The sequence below is a fragment of the Hominisplanchenecus faecis genome (assembly GCF_020687205.1).
GTDB classification, from domain to species: Bacteria; Bacillota; Clostridia; order Lachnospirales; family Lachnospiraceae; genus Hominisplanchenecus; species Hominisplanchenecus faecis.
The window spans coordinates 1-12,792 of sequence record NZ_JAJEQE010000038.1 but is presented as its reverse complement, the minus strand read 5'-3'; the positions used below and the strand labels follow the sequence as shown (position 1 = coordinate 12,792).

Below are 12,792 nucleotides of genomic sequence, written 5' to 3'. Positions count from 1 at the left end.
CCGATCATAAAAATGCTGCAGTACGAAGTGAGTCCAAAAGACAGAGCTTTGTCCTGCAGCAATTTTTTTGCAGAATCAGTATGGGAGGGAGTAAAGTGGAAAAGTTTCGGATATCGGTACGTTCGCTGGTGGAGTTTTTGCTGCACAGCGGCGATATTGACGGCGGCAAAGGAGGAATGGCCGATAAGGAAGCCATGCAGCTCGGAAGCCGGATACACAGGAAAATACAGGGCAGCATGGGAGCCGGATACCGACCGGAAGTTTCTCTGAAGGCCGAGATTGTAAAAGAAACGTTTACACTTTTCGTAGAAGGACGGGCAGACGGTATCCTGGAACAGGACGGGCGGATCACGGTGGATGAGATAAAAGGGGTGTACCGCAGTCTGGATACTATGGAAAAGCCGGATCTGCTGCATCTGGCACAGGCGAAGTGTTATGCGGCGATTTACGGAAGTGAGCAGAAACTGGATGTGATTTCGGTGCAGATGACGTACTGCAATCTGGAAACAGAAGAGATTCGGCGTTTTGTGCAGGAGTTTTCAGTAAAAGAGCTGAAAAGCTGGTTTGATGAATTGACGGAGCAATACTGCAAGTGGTGTGAAATGCAGGTGAAATGGAAAACGTGTCGGCAGGAAAGCATCCATGCCTGTGTTTTTCCGTTTCCTTACCGGGAAGGGCAGAAACAGCTGGCGGCAGCTGTATACCGGACGATCGCACACAGGAAGAAACTCTTTATCCAGGCACCGACCGGTGTCGGCAAAACCATATCCACGGTCTTTCCAACAGTAAAAGCAGTCGGTGAAAATCTTGGTGAAAAGATTTTTTATCTGACGGCGAAGACGGTCACAAGGACCGTTGCAGAAGAAGCTTTTTCTGTTTTAAAAGGCAAAGGGCTTCGCTATAAAGTACTGACGCTGACAGCAAAAGAAAAGATCTGTCCACTGGAAGAGGCAAAATGCAATCCGATCGAATGTCCGTATGCGAAAGGGCATTATGACCGGGTGAACGAAGCAGTTTTTGAAATGCTGAATGAGACCGAGGTGTTTGACCGGGAAGCCATCTGGAAACAGAGCGAAAAATGGAAAGTCTGCCCCTATGAGATGACGCTGGATCTTGCGATGTGGGTGGATGCCGTGATCTGTGACTATAATTATGTATTTGATCCGAATGCAAGGCTGAAGCGTTTTTTTGGGGACAATATAAAAGGAGAGTATCTGTTTCTGATCGATGAGGCACACAATCTGGTGGAACGAGGACGGGAAATGTACAGTGCAAGTCTTTGCAAAGAGCGATTTCTTGAAATTCGCCGCCTGCTAAAAAGCAAAAGCAGAAAAATCAGCCGTACGCTGGAAAAATGCAACCGGGTTCTTCTGGAATGGAAGCGGGAATGCGAAGATTATCAGATACGAAAAAATATAAGTGAGCTGATCCTGCCGCTGATGAATCTCTGTGGTGAACTGGAAGATTTTCTGGAAGAGGAACCGGATGAAGAAGTGCATGAAAAATTGCTGGAATTTTATTTTGAAGTTTCTAAATTCCTGAATATTTATGATCTGGTGGATGATCATTATGTGATCTACACGTACTATGCACCGGACGGAAGTTTTTTAGTGCGTCTCTACTGTGTGGATACATCGGCAAACATCCAGAAATGTCTGGACAAAGCGAACGCAGCTGTCTTTTTCTCGGCAACGCTTCTTCCGGTGCAGTATTACATCAGTCTGCTGAGTGAGGCGAAGGACGATTATGCAATCTATGCCAGGTCTCCGTTTGATCCAAAAAAACGTGCTGTTCTGATCGGAACGGATGTCAGCAGCCGTTATACAAGAAGAGGTCAGGAAGAATATATGCGGATCGCAGCTTATATCAAACAGACGGTCATGCAGAAAAAGGGAAATTATCTGGCATTTTTTCCATCCTATCGTATGCTTCAGGATGTGATGGCGTGTACCGGGCCGCAGCTGGATACCAGTATTCGCTGTATCTGCCAGACATCCGGGATGACTGAGGAGGAAAGAGAGGCATTTCTGCATGAATTTGAGCAGAAGCGAAAAGAGGACGAGGGACTTCTGGGATTCTGTGTGATGGGCGGGATTTTTGGAGAAGGGATCGACCTGAAAGAGGACAGTCTGATCGGAGCGATCATCGTCGGAACCGGTATTCCGCAGATCTGCAGGGAACGTGAGATTCTCAAACAGTATTATGATGGAAGAAACGAGGACGGTTTTGCCTATGCCTATCGCTATCCGGGGATGAATAAAGTTCTGCAGTCCGCGGGAAGAGTGATCCGTACCGCACAGGATCGGGGCGTAGTGCTGTTGCTTGACGAACGCTTTGCGAAAAGTGAATACCGGAAGATGTTTCCGAGAGAATGGGAGGAGTGTGAGTATTGCAGCCGGAGTAATGTAGCAGACAAACTCGGGCGTTTCTGGGAGCTTTCAGAATACGAGGACTAAAATACGACTTGTCAGAAAATCTGTCAGGTGATACAATAGCAGACAGGTAACTAACCAACCAATACAGAGCATGGAGGAACTTATGAGCAGCGTAAGAAGAGTATATGTGGAAAAGAAGCCGGCTTTTGCTGTACAGGCAAAGGATCTTCGGCATGAACTCCGTAAATATCTGGGAGTATCCGGACTGACCGGAGTCAGAGTACTGATTCGTTATGATGTGGAAAATATATCGGATGATGTTTTTGAAAAAGCATGCAAGACCGTTTTTGCAGAACCGCCGGTAGATACCCTTTACAAAGAAAGTTTCGAGATGGCAGAGAACGCACGCGTCTTTTCTGTAGAATTTCTTCCTGGACAGTTTGACCAGAGAGCAGATTCCGCAGTACAGTGTGTGAAATTCCTGAATGAAGAGGAAGAACCGGTGATCCGTTCTGCCACCACGTATGTGATCGAAGGCGAAGTGAGCAATGAAGAGTTCGAAGCTATCAAACATCACTGCATCAATCCGGTTGATTCCCGGGAAATCGGCATGGAAAAACCGGAAACGCTGGTTGCAAAATTTGAAGAGCCTGCAGATGTGGCGATCCTGGACGGATTTCAGGATATGCCGGAGGAAGAACTGAAGAAACGGTACGATTCTTTGAATCTTGCAATGACCTTCAAAGACTTTTTACATATCCAGAATTACTTCAAATCCGAAGAACACCGTGATCCATCCATGACCGAGATCCGTGTTCTGGATACCTACTGGTCTGATCACTGCCGTCATACAACATTCTCAACAGAACTGAAGAATGTTGCATTTACCGATGGATATTACCGTGAGCCGATCGAAGGCACCTATCAGAAATATCTGGCTGACCGTGCAGAGATCTTCAAAGGAAGAGACGATAAATTCGTATGTCTGATGGATCTGGCACTGATGGCAATGCGTAAACTCAAAAAAGAAGGAAAACTCGATGACCAGGAAGAATCCGATGAGATCAATGCCTGCAGTATCGTAGTTCCGGTTGAGATTGACGGAAAGACAGAAGAATGGCTGGTTAACTTTAAGAACGAAACACACAATCATCCGACCGAGATCGAACCTTTCGGTGGTGCGGCAACCTGTCTTGGCGGTGCAATCCGAGATCCGCTTTCCGGACGTACCTATGTATATCAGGCAATGCGTGTGACCGGTGCGGCGGATCCGACCGTTTCTGTTAAAGAAACACTCAAAGGTAAGCTCCCACAGAAAAAACTGGTACGTGAGGCAGCACACGGCTATAGTTCCTACGGTAACCAGATCGGTCTTGCAACCGGATATGTCAAAGAAATCTATCATCCGGATTACGTTGCAAAGAGAATGGAGATCGGAGCTGTTATGGGTGCCGCTCCGCGTAAAGATGTAAAGAGAATGACATCTGATCCGGGCGATATCATCATTCTGCTTGGCGGACGTACCGGCCGTGACGGTATCGGCGGTGCAACCGGTTCTTCCAAAGTCCACACCGAAGCTTCCATCGAAGTGTGCGGAGCAGAAGTACAGAAAGGAAATGCACCGACCGAACGTAAGATCCAGAGAATGTTCCGCCGTCCGGAAGTCAGCAGACTGATCAAAAAGTGTAACGACTTCGGTGCAGGCGGTGTATCCGTAGCAATCGGAGAATTAGCAGACGGACTGAACATCTACCTTGACAAAGTGCCGAAAAAATACGCAGGTCTTGACGGAACCGAGATCGCCATCTCCGAATCTCAGGAACGTATGGCTGTTGTCGTAGATCCGAAAGATGTTGAGGAATTCCTGAAATACGCAAACGAAGAAAACCTGGAAGCAGTAGAAGTGGCAGTTGTCACAGAATCCCCGCGTCTTGTCCTGATCTGGAGAGACAAAGAAATCGTAAATATTTCCAGAGCATTCCTGGATACAAACGGTGCACATCAGGAGACCGATGTAAAAGCAGAGATTCCTTCACAGGAAAATAAATATTTCACAAAACCGGAAGTAACAGATGTAAAAGAAAAATGGCTCTCCATGCTGGCTGATCTGAACTGCTGTTCACAGAAAGGTCTTGTGGAAATGTTTGACAGTTCCATCGGAGCAGGCTCTGTGCTGATGCCGTACGGCGGTAAATATCAGTTGACAGAGACACAGGCAATGGTTGCAAAACTTCCGGTACTGGAAGGCAAGACAGACACTGTAACGATGATGAGCTACGGCTTTGATCCGTATCTGTCAAGCTGGAGCCCGTATCATGGAGCAATCTACGCTGTGATCGAGTCCGTTTCACGTATCGTTGCAGGCGGCGGAGATTTCAGCAAGATCCGTTTCACTTTCCAGGAGTACTTCCGTCGTATGACCGAAGATCCGGCAAGATGGAGCCAGCCGTTCCTGGCACTGCTTGGTGCATACGATGCACAGCTCGGATTTGGACTGCCGTCCATCGGAGGAAAAGACAGTATGTCCGGAACCTTCAATGAGATCGATGTTCCGCCGACACTGGTATCTTTTGCTGTAGATGTGGCAAGTGACAAGACCATGATTACACCGGAACTGAAAAAAGCGGGAAACAAACTGGTTCTGCTGAAAATCGAGCGTGATGCTTATGATCTGCCGGATTATGAGAAGATCATGGATCAGTATCATAAATTCTTTGAAGATGTTAAAGCAGGCAGGATCGTATCTGCCTATGCACTGGACGGAAATGGTCTGGCAGCAGCACTCAGCAAGATGGCATTTGGTAACCACAAAGGTGTCAAGATCGATGCACAGGTAGCAAAAGAAGACCTCTTTGCAGCAGATTTCGGAAGCATCGTAGCAGAAGTACCGGCAGATAAAGTGGCAGAGCTTACGATCGCAGGCGTTGTGGTTGGTGAAGTAGAAGATGATGCAGTGCTTTCCTATGGGGATGTAAAAGTTACAATGGAAGAGGCTCTGACTGCATGGAAAGGTACGCTGGAGAAGGTATTTAAAACCGTATCCGGAGCAGAGAAAAACGACGGACCGGCACCGGAGAGCATAGAAGCACAGCAGGCAGCAGATGGCGGCACGATCGACGAGAACGGCTGCTATCATGCAGGAAGCGTTTATGTATGCAAACATAAAGTGGCAAAACCTCGCGTATTTATTCCGGTATTCCCAGGTACAAACTGCGAATACGACAGCACAAAGGCATTTGAACGTGCAGGTGCAGAAGTGGATGTCAAAGTATTCAAAAACCTGACAGCAGAAGATATCCGTGATTCTGTCAATATTTTTGCAAAAGCGATCGATCAGGCACAGATCATCATGTTCCCGGGCGGATTCTCAGCAGGTGATGAACCGGATGGTTCCGCAAAATTCTTCGCAACAGCATTCCAGAATGCAAAGATGAAAGAAGCCGTTACCAGACTTCTGGAAGAGAGGGACGGACTGGCCCTTGGTATCTGTAACGGATTCCAGGCACTGATCAAACTGGGACTGGTTCCTTACGGAAAGATCACCGGTCAGACACCGGATTCTCCGACACTGACCTACAACACCATCGGCCGCCATATTTCCAAGATGGTCTATACAAAAGTTGTGACAAACAAATCCCCATGGCTGGCACAGGCAGAGCTCGGAGCAACTTACTGCAGTCCGGCATCGCATGGCGAGGGACGTTTCGTGGCAAGCGAAGAATGGATCAAAAAACTCTATGAAAACGGCCAGATCGCAACACGTTACGTGGATGCAGACGGCAATGTTCAGCTTAACGACGAAGAATGGAATGTCAATGGTTCCTACTATGCAATCGAAGGTATCACAAGCCCGGACGGACGTGTGCTTGGTAAGATGGCTCATGCAGAGAGAAGAGGAGATTCCGTTGCGATCAATATCTTTGGCGAGCAGGATATGAAGATCTTTGAATCCGGAGTTGCTTACTTTAAATAAGATTTCAGATGATATAATGTAAGCGTCAAAAGTCTGAACTGCGATTGTGCCTGCCACAAATGAGCACTTTAGACTTATTGACACGCCGAACACCGAAAACGTGATAAAAAAGTTCCAGAAAGTGATATTGACTTTCTGGAACTTTTTTGATGCTGAGATGAAGAAAAAGTAATATCCATCATGTAAGCTTTGCACCAGGAACAGCAGAACGTTTTCCGGATTTTCAAAGAACAGCGATTTTCTGTCGACAGGATATGACACATTTTGCGAATATGGATTAAAAAAAAGAGTACAAAAAGCAGAGGATACGCAGAAAAAACGTTCGAAGTATCCATGCGTGTCACAGGTATAAAATGGGTTGAAATAGGTGAAATGCTGTAGTAAAGTTATGGCACGCACGACAAAAATCGAAAAAAGAAACGTGCGGCATGAGGGAGGAGAAAAAGTATGTATATTCAGGAAAAAGGTGCCAATCGTAATATCTGTCAGCAGGTCTGCTGTATCACTTTCGGAGAAACCAGTTCTGGTCCGGTGTTTGGAAATGAAATTGAAAAAAAGCGTTTCCTGGATATGCTCCTGAATGCGATACAGGATCTGAAGATCAATGTATATGCATATTGTGTGCTGGATTATGAGGCCTATATTCTCGCAACGGCAGATGGCAGAAAAAAGATCCGTCTGGCGATGCAGAAAACAAAGCAGCAGTTTCGGGAACATTACAGAAAGAGATTTCCGGAAAGCAAAGAAAAATTTCAGATCGAATATGAATGGCTGAAAGGATATGATATGAAACAGATCATGCAGCTTGGAATAGCATTCCATTTTCTGCCGGTAAGGTACAATTATGTGCAGATGCCGGAAGATTACTGGTGGACCAGCCTGAAAGAATACGAGTTGCGGTATCGTTCCGGAATCATAAGACCGGAAATTTTTTTAACCAAACTGGCTGGCAGCCAGAAACAGGCACTTCGAAAGATCAAAGCCCTGCACCGGCAGGCACAGCCAGAAGGGGAGAGACTCTATAGAGATGTTTCTATATATAAAAACGTTTCAGAAAAGAAAAAGTGACGCAAAAATGTGTAAAATGTAGAAAAAAAACAAAAAAACAAAAAATTAAAAAAAATTGAAAAAAGGTGTTGACATTTCACATCAATCCGTATTATAATAGCGAAGCAGTCAAGCGATGAACTGCAAAAGAAAAACGACATGGGATCTTAGCTCAGCTGGGAGAGCATCTGCCTTACAAGCAGAGGGTCACAGGTTCGAGCCCTGTAGGTCCCATGAAATTAAAAAGAATATGGCGGAATAGCTCAGTTGGCTAGAGCATACGGTTCATACCCGTAGTGTCGAGAGTTCGAATCTCCCTTCCGCTACTGTCGAAGCTCTGCAAAATGTTTGCAGAGCTTTTTCGTTATCATAATCACGGTCTGGTTATTGTAACTGTAAAAGTGTTTAAACAGTCAAAAGTAAGGAGAATGACAATGCGAGTTGGTATAGGTTACGATGTTCACAAACTGGTAGAAAACAGAGCACTGATTCTGGGCGGAGTTGAGATTCCATGGGAAAAAGGTCTGCTTGGACATTCTGACGCAGATGTGTTGCTGCATGCGATCATGGACGCACTGCTTGGTGCGGCTGCCCTTGGTGATATCGGAAAACATTTCCCGGATACGGATCCGAAATACAAAGGCATTTCCAGTATCAAACTTCTGGAGCATGTCGGAGCACTGCTGGAAGAAAATGGTTATGCAGTAGAAAATATTGATGCGGTCGTGATCGCACAGAGACCAAAACTTTTGCCGTACATTCCGCAGATGGCGGAGAATATTGCAAAGACACTGGGCCTTGAGAAAAATCAGGTCAATGTAAAAGCAACGACAGAAGAAGGGCTTGGATTTACCGGAAGCGGAGAAGGGATTTCTTCCCAGGCGGTCTGCATGCTCTCATCTATAAGAGAGTGGAGCGTGATGGCGGCCTCATCCGAAGAAGGGTGTAAAAGTTGTGGAGGATGCCGTGGATAAGTGTGTAAAGAGACTTGGCATGGGGATAACTTCCGGAAAAGCAGCAAAAGCCGTGGAAAACCAGAGGGCAAGAAAACTTTACGAAGAAATTTTTGATGAGGACAGTCCGGCGTTTGTGGATTACTATTTTCGTGTAAAAGCAGCAGAAAATGAGATTTTTGTGGTGGAAAACGAGAAACAGGAGATTCTGGCAACTTTGCATTTAAATCCATATAAAATGATGTTCTGCGGTGAAAAGGCGAAGACCAATTATATCGTGGCAGTGGCAACGAGAGCCGACTGTCGTCATCAGGGCATGATGCGTTCGCTTTTACAGGCTTCCCTTCAGGAAATGTATCGGAGAGAAGAGACGTTTACCTGGCTGATGCCGGCCGCAGAAGCCATCTATCGTCCGTTTGGCTTTCGATTTATTTATGAAAAAAATAAAATGACCGTGACAGCGGATGTGCTGCAAAGAGCAGAAACGGATGAAAATTGGCAGATACATTCGGATCAGGAAGTTTCTGGGGACATTTTCTGTGAAGAAGCAAAAAAAGAGGATCTTGCAGAACTTGCGTGTTTTGCAGAAAAACAGCTTTCAAAGCTGGCAGAAGTTTATACCGTTCACGATATTGCTTATTTTGAGCAGCGGATGCAGGAAGTGGGATGCGAAGGGGGAAGCCTGATCCTGATCCGAAAAGAAAAAGAGATATGCGGCTATTTCCTGGCACTTAAAAAAGACAGAGAAGCCTGGGAGATTGTAGTGGAAGATGCCGTGCAAAAAAAAGCCTTTCCGGCAGTGCTTCACTGGTTTGGGGCAAGTGAGGAAAAGTGCACATTTACTGCATTCCCCCAAATATGGGAACAATATGCCCAAAGTGAAAACGTTCCGGCGATCATGGGACGGATCGTGCATCTGGAGCGTTTTGTCTGCTGCCTGAAAATAAAAAAAGAACAGGAATGGAAAATCAGGCTGACAGACAGTCTTGTCCCGGAAAACAATGGATATTTCATTATAAAAACAGGAATCGAAGGAGGAAACCTGATAAGAGTTGAAAACCTGTCAGAAAAAGAAAAGAAAATGTTCTGCAGCATGGATATCGGACAACTGACAGAAGAACTGTTCCGCCTGCCGGTATTTCTTAATGAAGTTGTCTGAAAATAACAGTGGCAAAATCGCTGCAAAGGGCAGTTCGCCTGAAATCGCTGCAAAGGGCGGTTTACCTTGACAAACCACGAAATTTTGCATAGACTTAGAACAGATTTTCAGGTTTGGTATCCGGGGTCAAAACACGGGATATCAGGCTGTTAAATTCGAAAAGAAAAGAGGAAAAACCATGAAAGTTTATAATACTTTATCCAAACAGAAAGAAGAATTTGTGCCGCTTCAGGAAGGTAAAGTCAGCATGTATGTATGCGGTCCTACTGTATACAATCTGATCCACATCGGAAATGCAAGACCGATGATCGTGTTTGATACCGTCAGACGTTACCTGGAGCATAAAGGTTATGAAGTAAATTATGTATCCAACTTTACCGATGTTGACGACAAGATCATTGCAAAGGCAAACGAAGAAGGCGTGACAGCAAAAGAAATTTCCGAGCGTTACATTGCAGAGTGCAAAAAGGATATGGCAGGCATGAATGTCAAACCGGCCACCACACATCCGCTGGCAACACAGGAAATAGACGGTATGATCGATATGATCTCCACGCTTATCGAGAAAGGGTATGCTTATAACGTAAACGGTACCGTATATTTCCGCACACGTCGTTTTGAAGAATATGGCAAACTTTCCCATAAAAACCTCGATGATCTGCGTTCCGGAAACCGTTCCCTTCTGGTAACCGGAGAAGATCAGAAAGAAGATCCGTTGGATTTTGTACTGTGGAAACCGAAAAAAGAAGGCGAGCCGTCCTGGCCGTCTCCGTGGAGCGACGGACGTCCTGGATGGCATATCGAGTGTTCCGTTATGGCGAAAAAATATCTGGGCGAAGAGATTGATATTCATGCAGGTGGAGAGGATCTGGTATTCCCACATCACGAGAATGAGATTGCACAGAGCGAATGCTGCAACGGCAAGATCTTTTCCAGATACTGGCTGCACAATGCGTTCTTAAATATTGATAACCGCAAAATGTCCAAATCCCTTGGTAATTTCTTTACCGTGCGTGAGATCAGTGAGAAATATGACCTCCAGGTACTGCGTTTCTTCATGCTCAGTGCACATTACAGAAGTCCGCTGAATTTCAGTGCTGATCTGATGGAGTCTGCAAAAACAGGACTTGCACGTATCTGTAATGCGGCAGACAGCCTGAAACATTATGCCGGAGCTGCAAAAGAGGCAGAGATGACGGCAGAAGAGATGACAGCACTGGAAGAAGCAAAGAACCTGGCAAAGAAATTTGATGATGCCATGGATGATGACTTCAATACCGCAGATGCCATTTCAGTTGTATTTGAGCTGGTTCGTCTTGCAAACAGCAATGTGAATGAAGATGGCACAAAAGCATTTGTACAGAGTCTTCTGGATGAACTTCTGGAGCTTGGCGATATCCTGGGACTTGTTTTCGAGACCAAAGAAGAGATCCTGGATGAAGAGATTGAAAAACTGATCGAAGAGCGTCAGGTGGCAAGAAAAGAGAGAAACTTCCAGAGAGCAGACGAGATCCGTGCAGAACTGCTGGAAAAAGGAATCGTTCTTGAGGACACAAGAGAAGGAGTAAAATGGAAAAGAGCATAGATTCTTTTGTAGAATACCTGAAAGAAGAATTTCAGCTGGAAGATCAGGATCTGAGAACCTATTCCCCGCTGACACTGGCATACATAGGAGATTCTATTTTTGACCTGGTGATCCGCACACTTCTGGTCAAACATGGGAACTGTCCGCCGCAGAAGCTGCATGAGCGTGCATCAAAGCTCGTCAAAGCTTCTGCTCAGGCAGAGATGATCGAAAACCTGATGCCGGTATTGAGCGAAGAGGAAATCACGATATACAAACGCGGACGCAATGCAAAGTCTTACACAAAAGCAAAAAATGCAACGGTGGCAGATTACCGTAAAGCGACCGGACTGGAAGCCTTGATGGGATATCTTTATCTGAAAGAGGATACGAAACGTATCATCGAGCTGATAAAGACCGGTCTTGATATGGCAGAAAGTCAGAAAAAGAAAGGTCAGGAACAGGCATGAGATACGAAGAACTTACCATAGAAGGCAGAAATGCCGTGCTGGAAGCATTCCGCTCCGGCAAAACGATCGACAAACTGTTTGTACTGGACGGCTGTCAGGACGGTCCGGTGAGAACGATCCTGCGGGAAGCCAAAAAACATGATACGATTGTTCAGTTTGTGAAAAAAGAACGTCTGGATCAGCTTTCTCAGACGGGACATCATCAGGGCGTGATCGCAAGTGCGGCGGCCTATGAGTATGCAGAAATTTCTGATATTCTGCAGAACGCAAAAGACAAAGGCGAAGCACCGTTTATCATTTTCCTGGATAACATCGAAGATCCGCACAACTTAGGTGCGATCATCCGTACCGCAAACCTTGCAGGGGCACATGGCGTTGTGATCCCGAAAAGAAGAGCAGTCGGACTGACAGCAACCGTAGCCAGAGTCTCCGCAGGAGCATTGAACTACACACCGGTTGCAAAAGTAACCAACATCGGCAAGACGATCGAAGAACTGAAGGCGGAAGGTATGTGGTTTGTCTGTGCAGATATGGACGGAGAAATGATGTATAATCTCGATCTGAAAGGACCAATCGGTCTGGTGATCGGCAACGAAGGGGAAGGTGTCAGCAGGCTGGTAAAAGAAAAATGCGATTTTGTGGCTTCTATTCCGATGAAAGGGGATATCGATTCCCTGAATGCATCTGTGGCAGCAGGCGTCCTTGCATTTGAGATCGTCAGGCAGAGACTTCAGGGGTAGATGAACGGAACCACTTTTTTACGCAGAGAAACAATAAACGCCGCGCGATGAGTGAACAGCAGCAATAAAATGCAAAAACAGTATTGACAAAAGCAGATTCCTGTGATAATATAACTAACTGTAGCGGTCACGACCGCACAGGCTGCTGTGGCACAGGTGGTAGCGCACCTCATTGGTAGTGAGGAGGTCACGGGTCCGAGTCCCGTCAGCAGCTTAATAGAAAGAATACCGGAAATCCAGTAAAATCAAGGGTTTCCGGTATTTTTTTTGCGTTCTGAAATAGCTATCTTTCTGATGCATAAAACCGTCTGAAACAGTATGGAAAAGCGTAAAATGTTGGGAAAGTGTAGTCAAAAAGTAGTCAGATTGTAGTCGCTTTTTCAGTGCTGTCAGAAGCACTATTTTGATATGATTTTTTTGCAAAATCGTTCAGTTTCTGGATGGATTTTCCTTCCTGCCTCCGCAGTTCTGCGTAGGTATCCAGTAACATCTTCGAATTACTATGCCCCAT

8 protein-coding genes and 3 tRNA genes are annotated in these 12,792 nt (G+C 45.8%); all 11 read left to right on the top strand.

All coding sequences use genetic code 11. The features are described 5' to 3' along the window. Nucleotides 1-80: 80 nt before the first annotated feature. The 11 genes from LKD42_RS10585 (at nucleotide 81) to LKD42_RS10535 (ending at nucleotide 12,495) form a co-directional block, all read left to right on the top strand. On the top strand, nucleotides 81-2,456 hold the full coding sequence (locus LKD42_RS10585) for an ATP-dependent DNA helicase (RefSeq protein WP_408610702.1): 2,376 nt from the start codon (nucleotides 81-83) through the stop codon (nucleotides 2,454-2,456). Nucleotides 2,457-2,538: 82 nt separating this feature from the next. After that, nucleotides 2,539-6,348 carry a phosphoribosylformylglycinamidine synthase gene (locus LKD42_RS10580; protein ID WP_248835666.1) on the top strand — a complete coding sequence of 1,270 codons (3,810 nt, stop codon included), beginning with the start codon at nucleotides 2,539-2,541 and terminating at the stop codon, nucleotides 6,346-6,348. A 447-nt stretch (nucleotides 6,349-6,795) separates the two neighbouring features. After that, a complete protein-coding gene (locus tag LKD42_RS10575; RefSeq protein WP_147632309.1) occupies nucleotides 6,796-7,416 on the top strand; it encodes a hypothetical protein in 621 nt (206 codons plus the stop codon). A gap of 140 nt (nucleotides 7,417-7,556) precedes the next feature. Next, nucleotides 7,557-7,629: transfer RNA gene (locus LKD42_RS10570), tRNA-Val, on the top strand. Nucleotides 7,630-7,647: 18 nt separating this feature from the next. Further along, nucleotides 7,648-7,721 (top strand) — tRNA-Met (locus LKD42_RS10565). Nucleotides 7,722-7,829: 108 nt separating this feature from the next. Continuing rightward, nucleotides 7,830-8,369 (top strand): 2-C-methyl-D-erythritol 2,4-cyclodiphosphate synthase, encoded by a 540-nt coding sequence (gene ispF, locus LKD42_RS10560; RefSeq protein ID WP_022119887.1) that lies wholly within the window; start codon nucleotides 7,830-7,832, stop codon nucleotides 8,367-8,369. Next, complete coding sequence (locus LKD42_RS10555; protein WP_248835665.1) at nucleotides 8,362-9,507, top strand: GNAT family N-acetyltransferase; 1,146 nt, start codon at nucleotides 8,362-8,364, stop codon at nucleotides 9,505-9,507. Before ispF ends, LKD42_RS10555 begins: the two co-directional genes overlap by 8 nt. A 178-nt stretch (nucleotides 9,508-9,685) precedes the next feature. Then, a complete protein-coding gene (gene cysS, locus LKD42_RS10550) occupies nucleotides 9,686-11,092 on the top strand; it encodes a cysteine--tRNA ligase (RefSeq protein ID WP_215659231.1) in 1,407 nt (468 codons plus the stop codon). Continuing rightward, nucleotides 11,077-11,541: a Mini-ribonuclease 3 gene (locus tag LKD42_RS10545; protein ID WP_022119890.1), complete on the top strand. Its 465-nt coding sequence runs from the start codon at nucleotides 11,077-11,079 to the stop codon at nucleotides 11,539-11,541. Before cysS ends, LKD42_RS10545 begins: the two co-directional genes overlap by 16 nt. Then, on the top strand, nucleotides 11,538-12,281 hold the full coding sequence (gene rlmB / locus LKD42_RS10540) for a 23S rRNA (guanosine(2251)-2'-O)-methyltransferase RlmB (RefSeq protein WP_022119891.1): 744 nt from the start codon (nucleotides 11,538-11,540) through the stop codon (nucleotides 12,279-12,281). Before LKD42_RS10545 ends, rlmB begins: the two co-directional genes overlap by 4 nt. A gap of 141 nt (nucleotides 12,282-12,422) precedes the next feature. Continuing rightward, nucleotides 12,423-12,495: transfer RNA gene (locus LKD42_RS10535), tRNA-Thr, on the top strand. The last annotated feature ends 297 nt before the right edge of the window (nucleotides 12,496-12,792 follow it).